The following is a 15,111-nucleotide window of genomic DNA, read 5'->3' on the forward strand; positions in this document are numbered from 1 at the left end:
TGCTTCCTTAACAATTCTAAGCCGTGTTTCTTCCTTTAACCTTTTTCCCATCCCGCTCATCTCCCTTATCCCTAGTTTAAAACATTGTAGGGAGGGACTCCAATTTGATTAGGGGGCCTAGGAGAATATGCAGGCAAATGCAAAGCGGAAGCCGAAAATCAGGGGGATGGAGGAAATTACCTGCACATTCGCAGGTATTTTGTGCTGAAGGGGCGACATTGGCGTAAAAAGATGTATATTTGCAGGTAATGCGTTGAAAGGAAGAACATAGGCGATCGGCCACCCTTTTGAGCGGCTATCGGATGGGGGATCTTCCATGTTTAGGACGCATCAGCCGTTTTAACGACGGGTTCGTCCACTTCGCCGCGCAGCAGCGCGATCTCGTGCTTGTAAGGCGGGTTGACGTACTTTTTTGCCCCGATCGACGGCGTCTCGAGCAGCATGGGGAGGCCCTGGAGCTGGGGATGATGGACGACATAGCGGAGGGCATCGATCCCTATGAATCCATGTCCGATATTCTCATGCCTGTCCTTGCGCGAGCCGCGCTCATGCTTGGAATCGTTGATATGCAGCACTTGAAGCCGATCCAGCCCGACGATGCGGTCGAATGCATCCAAGACGCCGTCAAAGTCGGCAGCGACATCATAGCCGGCGTCATGGATATGGCAAGTGTCGAGGCAGACGGACAAGCGCTCGTTGTGCGCGACGCCATCGATGATCCGGGCCAGCTCCTCGAAGCTTCTGCCGCACTCGGTACCTTTGCCGGCCATCGTCTCGAGCGACACGTGGACGTCGCGTTCTTCGGACAACACTTCATTAAGACCTTCGACGATACGGGCGATGCCCGCTTCCGCGCCGGCGCCGACGTGCGAGCCGGGGTGCAGGACAAGCTGGCGGCTGCCGAGCGCTTCGGTACGCACTAATTCTTCGTGCAGCAGCTCGATGCCGAATTCGAACGTTCGCGGCGAGATCGTGTTGGCCAGATTGATGATAAACGGTGCGTGAACGACGATGTTCGAGATGCCGTGCTCCCGCATATGGGCCTTGCCGAGCTCGATATTCAGCGCTTCGATCGGCTTGCGCCGGGAGTTATGGGGAGCGCCAGTATAGATCAAGAACGTATTCGCGCCGTACGAGGCCGCTTCCTCGCTGGCTTGCAGCAGCATGCGGCTGCCGGACATCGATACGTGCGAGCCAAGTAATAAGGACATGCCTGCGATACGCCTCCTTGGAAGTACGAATACTAAAAATAAGTTATGTTAACCTTTATCATAAAACGCCGGGACCTCCCGGTCCAATGTCAAATCATTCAAAAACGCAGCCCTCCTTGAAAAGGAGGGCTGCGCGTCGGTCAAGCATAGATTTAGCTGCAAGCGCAATTGAGCACCGGCTTGCGGGCGGCGGTCGTCTCGTCAAGACGGCGAACGACGGTGTTGTAGGGCGCGTTCAGAACGAGCTCCGGGTTTGTGCGGGCTTCCTCGGCGATTCGGATCATCGTATCGATAAAGCCGTCGAGCGTCTCCTTGCTCTCGGTCTCGGTCGGCTCGATCATGATGCATTCCTCGACATTAAGCGGGAAGTAGATCGTCGGCGGATGGTAGCCGAAGTCGAGCAGGCGTTTGGCGACGTCGAGCGTGCGTACGCCGAATGGCTTCAAGCCACGGCCCGACATGACGAACTCGTGCTTGCACACGCCCGGATACGGAATCTCGTAGTGCGGCGCTAGTCGTGCCATCATGTAGTTGGCGTTGAGAACGGCGCACTCGGAGACGCGGCGCAAGCCTTCCGGTCCATAGGTCCGGATATACGTGTATGCGCGAACGAGGATGCCGAAGTTGCCGTAATACGCTTTGACGCGACCAATCGATTCGGGGAGATCGTAGTCAAAGTAGTACGTGCCGTCTTTGCGGCGGGCGACGATCGGCTTCGGCAGGAAGGGGATGAGCCTGCTCTTCACCCCTACGGGGCCTGCGCCAGGTCCGCCGCCTCCGTGCGGCGTGCTCATCGTCTTATGCAGGTTCAGGTGCACGACATCAAAGCCCATGTCGCCCGGGCGGGTGATGCCCATAATCGCGTTGGAGTTCGCGCCGTCGTAATAGAGCAGGCCGCCCGCCTCATGTATGATCGCGGCGATCTCGACGATCTGCTCTTCGAACAAGCCGAGCGTGCTTGGGTTGGTCAGCATAAGCGCCGCGGTGTCGCTGCCGACCGCCGCGCGCAGCGCCGCCAGGTCGACCATGCCGCGCTCGTCGGACTTGATCGTGACCGTCTCGAACCCGGCGACCGTCGCGCTCGCCGGGTTCGTGCCGTGCGAGGAATCGGGCACGATAACCTTGGTGCGACGCTCGCCGCGGCTCTCGTGATAGGCGCGGATCATCATCAGGCCGGTCCATTCCCCGTGTGCGCCGGCGGCCGGCTGGAGCGTCACTTGGTCCATGCCGGTGAGGACGGCGAGGTCGTTTTGCAGCGTGTATAGCAGCTCCAGCGCGCCCTGGATGCTTTCCTCCGGCTGGTAGGGGTGGATCTTCGCAAAGCCTGCGAGGCGAGCCGTATCTTCGTTGATTTTAGGATTATACTTCATCGTGCAGGAGCCGAGCGGGTAAAAGCCGTTGTCGACGCCGAAGTTACGGCGGGACAGCTCCGTATAGTGGCGGATCACGTCGACTTCGTACACTTCGGGCAGCGCGGCCGGCGTCTCGCGCAGCATGGAGGCCGGTATCAGCTCGGCAGCCGGAACCTCGGGCACGTCGCAAGGCGGCAGCGAATAAGCGACGCGTCCGGCTTTGCTCAGCTCAAAGATCAATGCTTTTTCCGTTGGCACTTTATCTGGTCCTGCATTCATCGATGCGGTCATATGGCCACCTCCTCCAGTTTGCTCACGAAGCCCTCGATTTCTTGACGCGTGCGTTTTTCGGTAACGGCGACCAGCATGTGGCCTGCCAGCTCCGGATACGCAACGCCCAGGTCGTAACCGCCGAGAAAGCCTGCTTCCAGCAGTCTCAGATTCGTCTCTTTAACCGAAACGCCAGCCGGCAGCTTCACGACAAATTCATTGAAGAACGGGCTGCCGAACGGCAGCGTAAAACCGCGCTTCGTCAGCTCGCCGGCCGCATAATGCGCCTTCTGCAGGTTCAGATGCGCAGCGTCCAGCAGTCCTTGCTTGCCCATCGTCGACAGATAAATGGAAGCGCACAGGGCGAGCAGCGCCTGGTTGGAGCAGATGTTGGACGTCGCCTTCTCGCGGCGGATATGCTGCTCGCGGGCTTGCAGCGTCAGCACGAAGCCGCGCTTGCCGTCGATGTCGGTCGTCTGGCCGACGATGCGGCCCGGCATCCGGCGCATGAGCGGCTCGGCGACGGCGAAGAAGCCGCAGGTCGGACCGCCGAGCGATTGCGAGATGCCGAGCGGCTGCGCGTCGCCGACGCAGATATCGGCGCCGAGCTTGCCCGGCGTCTCGAGCAGGCCGAGCGCCAGCGGATTGGCGCTCACGACGAACAGTCCCTTGACGCCGTGGGCGATCGGCTCGATCGCGGCCAGATCCTCGATCGCGCCAAAGAAGTTCGGCGACTGGACGAGCACGGCGGCCGTGTCGGCCGTGACGGCTAGGCGCAGCGCGTCCAGATCGGTGACGCCGTCCGCGCAGCCGACTTCGGCAATGTCCAGATTGAGCCCACGGGCCATCGTACGGAGCGCTTCGCGCGCTTCGGGATGCACGGCGCGGGAGACGATCAATTGCTTGCGCTTGGTGGCGCCGGCGGCGAGCGCGCCCGCTTCGGAGAGGGCGGTAACGCCGTCGTACATGCTCGCATTGGCGACCTTCATGCCGGTCAGCTCGCAAATGTAAGATTGAAATTCGAAGATGGCTTGCAGCTCGCCTTGGCTGATTTCCGGCTGATAGGGGGTATAAGCGGTATAAAATTCGGATCGGGAGATCATGTGATTAATAACGACGGGGAGATGATGGTCGTAAATGCCGGCGCCGAGAAAGCTCTTGTAACGGTCGGTATCGGCATTGCGCCCGGCCAGTTCCTTCATATGCTCCAGCAGCGAGAACTCGTCGAGCGCGCCGGACATCGGCAGCGTGCCGCGGTAACGGACGGCCTCCGGAATGTCGCGGAAGAGCCCCTCTATGGAGGGGACGCCTATCGTCTCCAGCATATCGGCCTGGTCCTGCTCGGTCATCGGGATGTATCGATGGAGATTAGGCATGCGGTTCATCGCTCCTTAGGCATTCTCTTGTAAAAAGGGGTTTTAATCACTTCGGCTTTCAGCCGTTTGCAGCGAATCTCGACTTCGACCTCGGTGCCGATCGCGGCGTAAGCAGCGTCGACCAAGGCAAGGCCCAGGCTGCGCTTCAGCGTCGGAGACTGCGTCCCCGTCGTTACTTCCCCGATCCGTTCGTCTCCCGCGAATACGGGGTAGTGAGAGCGGGGGATGCCTCTGTCGATCAGCTCGATGCCGACCAACTTGCGAGGCAAGCCTTTTTCCTTCTGTCTAACCAGCGCGTCCTTGCCGATAAAGTCTTCCTTGTCCAGCTTGACGAAGAAGCCGACGCCCGCCTCCAGCGGGGTGATCGTGTCGGACAGCTCTTGCCCGTACAGCGGCAGGCGCGCTTCGAAGCGGAGCGTGTCGCGGGCGCCGAGACCGGCAGGCAACAGTCCGAGCGGTTCACCCGCCGCCATCAGCGCATGCCAGACGTCGCCTGCGTGCGCGGCAGGGACGTAGATCTCGAATCCGTCCTCGCCGGTATACCCCGTACGGGAGATCAGGGCGCTTGCGCCGGCGAGCGGCGTATCCTTTTTAAAGTGGAAGGAAGAGAGCGCCAAAACGTCCGGCGTCGCACCGGCAATCTGGAGAATATCGGCTGCGCGAGGGCCCTGAAGGGCGAGGAGGGCATAGCGGTCCGAAGCGTCTTCGAGCGACGCGTCCCCCGGCAGATGAGCTTGCATCCACGAAAAATCCTTGTCGATGTTGGAGGCGTTGACGACGGCCATGTAGCGGTCCGCCGAGATCCGGTAGACGAGCAGGTCGTCCACGACGCCGCCGTCCGGGTCGCACATCAGCGTGTACTGCGCCTGACCGTCCGTCAGCTTCGAGACATCGTTGGTCGTCACTCGCTGCAGGAAACGCTCCGCGCCGTCGCCCGTCACGATGAACTCTCCCATATGGGAGACATCGAACAGACCGGCGTGCAGGCGTACCGCGTCATGCTCCTTTTGAATGCCCGAGAACTGCACGGGAAGGTCCCAGCCGCCAAAATCGATGCAACGGACGCCGGGAAGCCCGGCATAGATCGGGTAGAGCGGGGTTCTTTTCAATTCGGACATGGTTGTTTCTCGCCTCCTTGATTGAAGCCATGGTCGGTATTTTAAAGCCTCAGTCGGTAACGCCGGACGCAAAAAAGGACAGCCGCAAAAAGAAAGCGCGCCCCCAGCCGAAGCTGCCTGCGTCCTCTTTTCGCTCTGTCCTTTGTACCTGAGAGTTACCTTAGGTCCGTTCTCGGAACCAAGTTTCCCCGTGGGTGATCCCGCGTCATGCTGCGGAATGCTCTCCAGAGTCGCGTCCGGCAAAGGTCCTTTTGCCTGAGAGATTCTCCTCGCTGAGAGGGTTACTCCTTCGGCGCCGCCTCCGAGTTCACGATGGGCGATCTCTCCCGTTGCCTTCATCCGCATTATGCTTTTGTCGTTACAGTCTATTCATACATGAGTCTGGGAGGAAGTGTCAACGGTAAAATGCATGTTATACTGAGGAAATCGAAAAATTCAGGGAGGGTCTCGACATGAACGGCAGCATGACTTTGGCGGATGCATTTAAAAACAGCAAGTATCCGGTCGTCGGCCACGGCAAACGGAACGTCCAGGTGTTGCTGGAGGCATTCGAAGGAACGGACGGGAACGCGAGCAGCGATATGTACGGAAAAGGAGAAACGATCGAGCGCTTTCAGACGAAAATGGCCGCTTATCTGGGCAAGCCCGAGTCGGTGTTTTTCCCTAGCGGAACGATGGCGCAGCAGATTGCGCTGCGGATTCACTGCGACGAAACGGGGAAGCGGAAGGTCGCCTATCATCCGCTCAGTCATCTGGAGCTTCACGAAGAGGACGGCTTGAAGGAGCTGCATCGGATCGAGACCGTGCTGTTGGCCGATCACGATCGGCTTATTCGTCCGGCGGACGTCCGACAGCTCGCAGACGACGTCGCATGCCTGTTGCTCGAACTGCCTCAGCGGGAGATCGGCGGCCAGCTGCCTCCTTATGCGGAGCTTGAGGAAATTTCCGCCTACTGCCGCAGCCGCGGCATCCGAATGCATCTGGACGGCGCGCGCCTGTTCGAAATATTGCCTTACTACGGGAAGTCTGCTGCCGAGCTCTGCACGTTGTTCGACAGCGTCTACGTATCTTTTTACAAAGGGCTTGGAGGCATTGCCGGTGCGATCTTGGCAGGAAATGCGGCGCTCGCCGAACGATCGAAGATATGGAAGCGGCGGCACGGCGGCGATCTGATCAGCTTGTATCCATACATTATCAGCTCGGATTATTACTTTGACCTGCGAATCGGCAAAATGGAACAGTATTACAAGGAAGCGATGGCGCTGGCCGAATTGTACAACGATTGCGGGGATGCGATACGTACCGTACCGTCGGTGCCGGTGTCCAATATGTTCCACGTCCATGCGGATCTGCCGAAGGAAGCGCTGGAATCGGTTCTGAGCAGCGTTTGCGAGACGACCGGCGTCGGTTTGTCCACTTGGGTCAAGGGGCTGGATGACGGCGGCAGCGCTTATGAGGTCAGCATCGGCGACCGCTACGCCGACATCCCGGCGGAGCGATTGCGCGAAGCGTTCGCGCTGCTGCGGGAAAAGCTTCAGGAGGGTGGGTATCGGGCTCAATGACAACGCGCATCCTAACCTCAGGAATGCGTTCGTCTCAAGAGCGGAGGAGACCGATATGCGCGACAATGAATCCGAAGCGCTTCAAGCTTTGGAGCGCCATGCGACGCCGTTTCCCGGAGCCGCATATGCGGAAGCGCTCGTGGACCGGGCCGGCGAAGCCAAATTCGTATTGATCGGCGAAGCTTCGCACGGTACGTCCGAGTTCTATGCCGAGCGGGCGGAGCTGTCCAAGCGCCTGATCGTGGAAAAAGGCTTTAAGTTCATTGCAGTCGAGGGCGATTGGCCTTCCTGTTATGTGCTGAACCGTTACGTAAAAGGCGACGACGCAGCCGGCACGATCGCTGCCGAAGCGCTGCGGGATTTCGCGCGTTGGCCGACCTGGATGTGGGCGAATCGCGAGATCGCGGCGTTTGCCGACTGGCTTCGCGTCTACAACGACGGCAAGGCCGAAGAGGACAAGGTGGGTTTTTACGGCATTGATCTATACAGCTTATGGGAGTCGATGGACGAGATTCTCAAGTACCTCGGGGAAAAGGACGACGCGGACCTGGAGGCGGCCAAGCGCGCCTTTGAATGCTTCGAGCCCCACGGTCGGGAGGAGCAGCAGTATGGCATCGCGGCTAACTTTTATGGCGAGGGCTGTGAGGCGGAAGTCGTCGCGCTGCTGCGCAAACTGCAGGACGGATGGCGCGAGGCGCGCGCGGGAGACCGCGAGGATGCGCTTGCAGCGGAGCTTAATGCTTTGGCCATGAAAGGCGCGGAGGACTATTACCGGACGATGATTCGCCATGACGCGGAATCCTGGAACGTGCGCGACCGGCACATGGTCGCGGCTCTCGAGCGGCTGATGGCTTTTTACGGGCCGGCGGCGCGGTCCATCGTCTGGGCGCACAATACGCATATCGGCGACGCGCGCGCGACCGACATAGCCGAGGAAGGCATGGTGAACGTCGGGCAACTGCTGCGCGAGTCTTATGGCGCAGAGGTCTATGCTGTCGGCTTCGGTACTTATGAAGGCACCGTGATCGCGGGGCGCGGATGGGGGCGGCCATTCGAGGCGATGAAGGTTCCGCCCGCGCAGCCCGGAAGCCTCGAGGAGCTGCTTCACCGCATCGAGCCTGCCGACAAGCTGCTCATGCTCGACGATGCCGAGCGGATCCTGCTCGAGCGGCCGCTTGATCACCGTGCGATCGGCGTCGTTTATCATCCGGAACACGAGCGCGGCAATTACGTGCCTACGATGCTGGCGGAACGATACGACGCGTTCATATTCATGGACCGGACTTCCGCGCTGGCGCCGCTTGCCGTCGAACCGGCCTTTTCCTAATTCCGCAAGGCGAGCTGCCTGGCGGAGGGGGATAGGCGAAACGAGAAGGAACTGCATGTGCCGAACCGGCTGGCTGCGGGAGCTATTAGCGAGAAAGCGCGGTTCAAATATCGGGACTATTGCTGCAGGACCTGGGCGGCGGACATTTGTGGACGGGTAAGCGCGCTTTCGGCATGGCGTGGCGTGGCGAAGATTTATCGGATGTGTTGCGCCCCAAAACTGCATTTATGCAGGTATTTTTTGCCGACCATCGGTGCCAGATAAAATACCTGCGGATATGCAGGTAAATGCAACGCACAAGCCGGAAATCGCGCTGATGGAGATAAAAAGATGCATATTCGCATCTTTTATACTCAAAAGGTTCTACATGGACGAAAAAGGATGTATATTTGCAGGCATTATGTTATGAACGTTGCGGCTGATGAGCGGCCTTCCATCGGGATGGATCGCCGGATGAGCCGGCAAGCGGAATAGCCGGTCGGCGATAGGCGTTCCGCGCGAATTGATTTTCCGGATGTCCGCCAAAATCAAAAAGAACCGTCAGGGACTAACTCACCTGGCGGTTTGTTTACGTGCAAGAAAGTGACTCTGTCACTAACGTCAATGAACGGGTTCGACCATCACTTCCATGCCCGCTTCGGTCATCTCCCGCAGGTGCTGCCCGGTTATCCGGCTGTCGGTGATCACCAGATCGATCTCGCCGGGCTCCGCGAATTGGACAAACGAATTTTTGCCGATCTTGGCGCTGTCGCACAGCAGCACGACCTGCGTCGCGATTCGGATCATCGTTCGTTTGACCTCGGCTTGGTTCATGTCCGGCGTCGTGCAGCCTTTGCGGACGCTGAAGGCATTGGTGCCGAGGAACACCTTGTCCACGTTCAGCTCGGAGAGCAGCTTGACCGCAAACGGACCGACCGTGCAGTGGAAATGGCGGCGCAGCATGCCGCCGATGACGACGACGGACACGTTGTCGAGACGTTCCAGCATCGAGGCGATCTCGATATCGTTGACGATGACTGTCAAATTCTTTTTATCCTGCAAATGATTGCACATCTCTCTGGTCGTCAGACCTGCATCCAAAATGATAATATCGCCGTCCTCCACCAGCTCGGCGGCCTTTCTGGCGATCGCTTCCTTGAGGCTCAAGTCTTTGACCGTCTTGCCCTTGTTGTCCAGCTCGAAGCCGACCGGCGCGGCATCGCTTGGAATCGCGCCGCCATGCGTGCGCTTGATCAAGCCTCTCGCTTCGAGATCCCGCAGATCTCCCCGGATCGTAGCCGGCGACATTTTAAAGAAGGCGACAAGGTCGGGCACGAGCACCTTCCCGCGCTCCTGAACCATTCTGACAATGGCCGCCTGCCGCTCCTCGGCGAACATGACGTCCGAATTTCCCTCGCTCATGGCCATCTTCCTTTAAGGTTGAATGAATATCGCAAATTAAATCATCCGATCGCAAAAATGATCAATCTAGCACATGCTTCAAGTGAATTATACTATATAACAGCAAATGATTGTTGTTTGTTGGCGAAATAAGAAAAAGTGAAATAAAACGAAAGAAACATCTAATTATTAAAAGCGGGTGAAAAAGGCTCATGCAGCAAAGAGAGATCGGCGTATGCATCATTGGAGCGGGCAGAGCGGGCATGATTCACGCCGCCAACTTCCGGAAAAACGTGCCGTTGGCAAGACTCGTCGCCGTCGTCGACCCGAACCAGGAAACGGCCGCATCGGCTGCGAAGGAGCTTGGAATCGACCGGTACTATACGGACTACAAGCAAGCGCTCGAGGACGCGGAGATCGACGCCGTCGTCGTCGTGACGCCGACGATCTATCACCGCGATATCGTCGTGGCGTCCGCGCTGGCAGGCAAGCATGTGTTGTGCGAAAAGCCAATGGCGATCAATGAGCGCGAATGCGACGAAATGATCGCGGCTTGCGAGGCGGCCGGCGTCACGCTGCAGGTCGCGTTCATGAGACGCTTCGACGAGAGCTTCGTCGAGGCCAAGCGCGCGATCGACGAAGGCGCGATCGGCGAAGTCGTGCTCGTCAAGTCGCTGACGCGCGGACCGAGCCAGCCGATGCCCTGGATGTACGATCTGGCCAAGAGCAACGGCCCGCTCGCCGAGGTCAACAGTCACGACATCGACACGATCCGTTGGTTCTCGGGCTCGGAGGTGTCCGAGGTGTATGCGATCGGAGGCAACTACCGCAACCGGCATGTCTCGGCCGACTTCCCGGACTTTTACGACAATGTCTCGCTCACCGCCCGCTTCGCGAACGGCGCGCAGGCCAGCATCGACGGCGCGGTCGCCGTCCGCTACGGATACGACAGCCGGGTGGAGATTCTCGGCACCGAAGGCGTCATCTTTCTTGGCCAGACGCATGAGAAGACGACGATCATAGCGGGTCCGGACCGGCTGCTCCGCCGGCCGTTCATGAACAGCTGGCGATCGCTTTTCAAGGAAGCCTATCTCGCCGAGGATACCGACTTCATCGCCGCGATATTGGAAGGCAGGCCGCCGCGCGTGACGGGACATGACGGCAAGATGGCCGTGCGCGTCGTCGAGGCCGGCAACGCGTCGATCAAGACCGGCGCGCCGGTCAAGCTCTAGGGAGGAGAAGCGAATATGTTAGCGGCCAGATTGTACGGACCCGGAGATATCCGGCTGGACGAGGTGCCAATGCCGGACATCTCCGAACGGGAAATTCTCGTCAAGGTGAGAAGCGCGGGCATCTGCGGCACGGATATGCGGATGATCAAAAACGGCTTTGCGGGCATTACGGCGGAATCGCCGCGGACGCTCGGCCACGAGCTGAGCGGCGAGATCGTCGAGGTAGGCTCGCATACGACCGGCTACCAGGTCGGAATGCGCGTCGGCATTGCGCCCAACATGGGCTGCGGCATTTGCGCGGAATGCATCCGCGGCAACCAGCATTTGTGCGCAAGCTACGAGGCGCTTGGCGTCCAGATGGACGGCGGCTTCGCCGAGTACGTGCGCGTGCCGGAGCAGGCGCTCCGCTTCGGCAACGTCGTCGAGCTGCCGGCGCAGGTGACGTTCGACCATGCGGCCGTCAACGAGCCGTTGTCGTGCGTTTACAACGGGATCGAGCAGTGCCCGATCCGCGCCGGAGACGACGTGCTGATCATCGGCGCCGGTCCGATCGGCATCATGTATGCGCAGCTGGCCAAAATGTCGGGCGCAGGCAGGGTTTTCCTGAGCAACCGATCGACGGGCCGGCTGGAGCTGGCGCGCCGGATCGATCCTTCTTTCATCGCGCTGCCGGCGGACGGATTGAAGGAAAGCTTGCTTGCGCAGACCGGCGGCCGGGGCGCGGACGTCATCGTGACGGCCAATCCGTCGCCCGAAGCGCAGCAGCTCGCGGTCGAGCTGGCGGCGATGGGCGGCCGGATCAACTTTTTCGGCGGCCTGCCCAAGGATAGCGTGCCCGTCGCGCTGGACACGAACGTCATCCATTACAAGCAGCTGCTGGTAACGGGCAGCACGAAGGCGAACAACGCGCATTTCCGCAAGACGCTGCAGTTTATCGCGAGCGGCATTCTGGATGTCGGCAAGCTCGTATCCGCGCGCTATGCGATCGGCCGCTTCGACGAGGCGCTCCGCCACGCCGGCAGCTCGCAGGGCATCAAGACGGTCATCGCGTTTGATTAGAGGGGAGACGGAGTTAAATGCCATCCGACAATAGCCGCTCGAACTGCGCGATCGCCGTGGACCTGGGCACGCAGGGGACCAAAGCCGCGCTCGTCGCGGCAGACGGCCAGATTCTTGGCAGCGCGTTCGTGCCCTCGAACCTGATTCGTCCCGCGCCCGGGCAGGTCGAGCAGGACCCGGACGAGATGTTCGGCTCGGTCGTCACCGCCATCCGTTCGACGATGGATCGAACGGGCGTCTCGCCGACGCGCGTGGCGGCAGTCGGCATCGGCGGCCAGATGGCGGGCATGCTCGGCATCGACGATGACTGGCATGCCGTGACGCCCTACGACTCCTGGCTCGACAGCCGCTGCGAAGCCGCGATGCCGCTCATCCGGGACTGGGGCGAGGAAGCTTTTATCGGCATCACGGGCAGTCCTGTTACTTATGCGCACGGACCCAAGATATTGTGGTGGAGACGGAAGCGGCCGGAGGTTTACCGGGACATCGCCAAGTTCCTCGTGCCAAGCGCCTACGTCGCCGGCAGGCTCGCGGGCTTGCGCGCGCACGAGGCCTTTATCGACCATACGCATCTTCACTTCACCGGCTTCGCCGACGTACAGCGGATGGCCTGGTCGGATGAACTGCTGTCGGCGTTCGGCATCGACGGCGACAAGATGCCCGCCATCGTCCGGCCGTGGGACATCGTCGGCGGCCTGACCGAATCGCATGCTGCCGCGGCGGGGCTGCTGCCGGGCACGCCGATCGCGGCGGGCCTTGGCGATACCGCCGCGGCGACGCTCGGCGCGGGCATCGCGCGGCCGGGCCTGCTGTTCGACGTGGCGGGCACCGCGTCGGTGCTGTCCTGCTGCACGGCCGAGTACCGGCCGGATACCGCGGGCAAGACGCTGATCTATGCCCGCTCGGCGCTGCCCGATCTGTGGACGCCGCTTGCTTATATCAATGGCGGCGGTCAATGCCTTGCCTGGTTCAAGCGTATGACCGGCTTGGACTACGACGAACTGAATGCGCTGGCCGAGTCGGTGGAGCCGGGCTGCGGCGGCCTGACGTTTGTTCCGCATTTCGGCGGACGCGTCTGCCCCAACACGCCCGCGCTTCGCGGCAGCTGGACCGGCCTGGCCTGGTCTCACGAGCAAGGCGCGTTGTTCCGGGCGATCCTCGAGTCGGTCGCCTACGAGTATAAGCATTATCTCGGGACGCTCGAGCGTCTCGTCGGCCAAGCGGCGTATGAAGCCGTCCATGTCGCCGGCGGCGGCGCGCGCAGCGCGCTTTTCAACCGGATCAAGGCGGATACGCTCGGCATTCCGTACCGCCCGCTGCAGGCGGAGGACACGGCGCTGATCGGCGCGGCGCTCGTCGCGGGTCACGGCGTCGGGCTGTTCCCGGATCTGGCTGCGGCGGCCGAGCGCTTCGCGGCGCCGGGAGCGGCGATCGAGCCGGCTGCGGGCAAGCATCGCCTGTACGCCGTTGCTGCAGGCCGGTATCGGCGGACGGCGGACGGCATGCAGGCGTTGTACGCGAGCCTGGAAGCAGCCGAGTGATCGGGTAATTTCCAGATAGAGCTTTACGATAGATCTTATAAAACAAACATGCCTGCTGACACCCCGGACCGCGATGTCCGGGGGTCAAGGAGAGGAGCGCGAAGCCATGAAGCTGCCGCCAAGCGCGGCGTCGCCGACGATGTACTTTGTCGGCGTGACGACCGGACAATCGTCCATTATGAAGCTGTTCCCGCTGTGGGCCGAGGCGCTCGGTCTCGGCGGACCGAAGATCGTCGGCATCGACATAGCCATTCACGCGGAGCCCGAGGTTTACCGGGACTGCGTACGTTTTATCAAGGAGGATCCGCTCTCCCTGGGCGCGCTCGTCACGACGCATAAGATCGATCTGTTTAATGCCGCGCGCGATTTGTTCGACATGTTGGATCCGTACGCTACGACCTTCGAGGAGATCTCGTCGATCTCCAAGGCTGGCGGCCGGCTCGCCGGCCACGCCAAGGACCCGATCTCGAGCGGGCTGTCGCTGGCGGCGTTCGTGCCGCCGGGGCACTGGAAGCGCACGGGCGGCCAGGCGATGATAATGGGCGCGGGCGGCAGCGCGCTCGCGATCTGCAGCTACCTGACGGCGCCGGAGCGCGGCGACGACGTGCCGGACACGATCGTGATCACGAACCGCAGTCCGGAGCGGCTTGAATCGGCGCGCCAGCTGCTCGGCCGCATCGAGACGCCTGTGCGGTTCGAATTCAGGCTCTGTCCGGCGCCGGCGGACAATGACGCGGTGCTGGCGGGCTTGCCGGCCGGATCGCTCGTCGTCAACGCGACGGGACTCGGCAAGGACCGTCCGGGCTCTCCGCTTACGGACGACGCCGCGTTCCCCGAGGGCGGACTCGTCTGGGAGCTGAACTACCGCGGCGCGCTCGACTTTATGCATCAGGCGATCCGTCAGCAGGCGCAAAAATCGCTGCACGTGGAAGACGGCTGGATCTATTTTATCCATGGCTGGACGCAGGTGATCTCCGAGGTATTCCATGTGCCCATCGAGGGCGAGACGTTCGACCGCCTGGAGAAAATCGCGATGGAGCTGCGAGACGGCAGCGCGACGAAAGGAGCCGCAAAGGCATGACGCATACGCACCCGCCCGGTACGAAGCTGGAAAATCCGTTAACCCCGTTTACGCTTTATTTCAGCCTAAATAACGGTCTGTCCGACGCTGCGCCTTCGCTGAAGCGCCATCTGTCGAAAATGAAAGGGATGTACGCGGACGACGAGGCGTATCGCAGCTTGCTCGCGGATGGCGCGGACCCGCTCGTCTATGAATTCCACGAGCTCGGCATTCCAGAGTCCGACGGCAATCTGGCGTTCGGCACGAGCATCGTCTATCCGGGCAAGGTCGGCGACGAGTATTACATGACCAAGGGACACTTCCATACGGTCCTCGACACGGCCGAAGTCTACTACTGCATCGGCGGCAAAGGGTTGATGCTCATGGAAAATCCGGAAGGCGACTGGGACGTGCAGGAATTCGCGCCGGGCAAGGCGGTCTACGTGCCGGGCCGATACGCGCACCGCAGCATCAACACCGGGCATGAACCGCTTATTACGTTCTACGTCTTCCGCGCGGACGCCGGTCACGACTACGGCACGATCGAGACGAAGGGCTATCGCAAGGTCGTCGTCGAACGCGACGGGCAGCCGGCCGTGCTCAACAATCCGAAGTGGAAGTGA

At 60.8% G+C, this 15,111-nt stretch carries 12 protein-coding genes and 2 riboswitches; of the genes, 7 read left to right on the forward strand and 5 right to left on the reverse strand.

Annotated elements, in window-relative coordinates; all coding sequences use genetic code 11:
- Positions 1–320: 320 nt before the first annotated feature.
- The 4 genes from ACFOTD_RS29420 to gcvT form a co-directional block, all read right to left on the reverse strand.
- Positions 321–1,211 carry a deoxyribonuclease IV gene (locus ACFOTD_RS29420; RefSeq protein ID WP_378123529.1) on the reverse strand — a complete coding sequence of 297 codons (891 nt, stop codon included), beginning with the start codon at positions 1,209–1,211 and terminating at the stop codon, positions 321–323.
- 152 nt (positions 1,212–1,363) lie between these two features.
- On the reverse strand, positions 1,364–2,854 hold the full coding sequence (gene gcvPB, locus ACFOTD_RS29425) for an aminomethyl-transferring glycine dehydrogenase subunit GcvPB (RefSeq protein ID WP_378123530.1): 1,491 nt from the start codon (positions 2,852–2,854) through the stop codon (positions 1,364–1,366).
- On the reverse strand, positions 2,851–4,209 hold the full coding sequence (gcvPA, locus tag ACFOTD_RS29430) for an aminomethyl-transferring glycine dehydrogenase subunit GcvPA (RefSeq protein WP_378123531.1): 1,359 nt from the start codon (positions 4,207–4,209) through the stop codon (positions 2,851–2,853). Before gcvPA ends, gcvPB begins: the two co-directional genes overlap by 4 nt.
- 5 nt (positions 4,210–4,214) lie before the next feature.
- The gene (gene gcvT, locus ACFOTD_RS29435) at positions 4,215–5,327 is read right to left on the reverse strand and encodes a glycine cleavage system aminomethyltransferase GcvT (protein ID WP_378123532.1); all 1,113 of its coding nucleotides are present in this window, start codon (positions 5,325–5,327) and stop codon (positions 4,215–4,217) included.
- A gap of 133 nt (positions 5,328–5,460) precedes the next feature.
- A riboswitch (glycine riboswitch) is annotated at positions 5,461–5,557 on the reverse strand.
- Between the two features lie 3 nt (positions 5,558–5,560).
- Positions 5,561–5,666, reverse strand: a riboswitch (glycine riboswitch).
- A gap of 113 nt (positions 5,667–5,779) precedes the next feature.
- On the opposite strand from gcvT, the gene ACFOTD_RS29440 reads away from it, so the two are divergent.
- Together ACFOTD_RS29440 and ACFOTD_RS29445 are read left to right on the forward strand one after the other, a co-directional pair.
- Complete coding sequence (locus ACFOTD_RS29440) at positions 5,780–6,889, forward strand: threonine aldolase family protein (RefSeq protein ID WP_378123533.1); 1,110 nt, start codon at positions 5,780–5,782, stop codon at positions 6,887–6,889.
- A 55-nt stretch (positions 6,890–6,944) separates the two neighbouring features.
- The gene (locus tag ACFOTD_RS29445) at positions 6,945–8,216 is read left to right on the forward strand and encodes an erythromycin esterase family protein (protein WP_378123534.1); all 1,272 of its coding nucleotides are present in this window, start codon (positions 6,945–6,947) and stop codon (positions 8,214–8,216) included.
- A gap of 600 nt (positions 8,217–8,816) precedes the next feature.
- Here the strand turns inward: ACFOTD_RS29445 and ACFOTD_RS29450 are convergent.
- Complete coding sequence (locus ACFOTD_RS29450) at positions 8,817–9,617, reverse strand: DeoR/GlpR family DNA-binding transcription regulator (protein ID WP_378123535.1); 801 nt, start codon at positions 9,615–9,617, stop codon at positions 8,817–8,819.
- Positions 9,618–9,808: 191 nt separating this feature from the next.
- Between ACFOTD_RS29450 and ACFOTD_RS29455 the strand changes: the two genes are divergently transcribed.
- From ACFOTD_RS29455 to ACFOTD_RS29475, 5 genes are all read left to right on the forward strand, one after another.
- The gene (locus ACFOTD_RS29455; protein ID WP_378123536.1) at positions 9,809–10,828 is read left to right on the forward strand and encodes a Gfo/Idh/MocA family oxidoreductase; all 1,020 of its coding nucleotides are present in this window, start codon (positions 9,809–9,811) and stop codon (positions 10,826–10,828) included.
- 15 nt (positions 10,829–10,843) lie between these two features.
- Complete coding sequence (locus ACFOTD_RS29460) at positions 10,844–11,887, forward strand: alcohol dehydrogenase catalytic domain-containing protein (RefSeq protein WP_378123537.1); 1,044 nt, start codon at positions 10,844–10,846, stop codon at positions 11,885–11,887.
- Positions 11,888–11,904: 17 nt separating this feature from the next.
- Positions 11,905–13,428, forward strand: coding sequence for a xylulokinase (locus tag ACFOTD_RS29465; RefSeq protein WP_378123538.1), 1,524 nt, complete (start codon positions 11,905–11,907; stop codon positions 13,426–13,428).
- Positions 13,429–13,534: 106 nt separating this feature from the next.
- Positions 13,535–14,509, forward strand: coding sequence for a shikimate dehydrogenase family protein (locus tag ACFOTD_RS29470; protein WP_378123539.1), 975 nt, complete (start codon positions 13,535–13,537; stop codon positions 14,507–14,509).
- On the forward strand, positions 14,506–15,111 hold the full coding sequence (locus ACFOTD_RS29475; protein ID WP_378123540.1) for a glucose-6-phosphate isomerase: 606 nt from the start codon (positions 14,506–14,508) through the stop codon (positions 15,109–15,111). The genes ACFOTD_RS29470 and ACFOTD_RS29475 overlap by 4 nt, the downstream gene beginning before the upstream one ends.

The sequence above is a fragment of the Cohnella sp. GCM10012308 genome (assembly GCF_042649185.1).
Lineage (GTDB): Bacteria > Bacillota > Bacilli > Paenibacillales > Paenibacillaceae > Cohnella.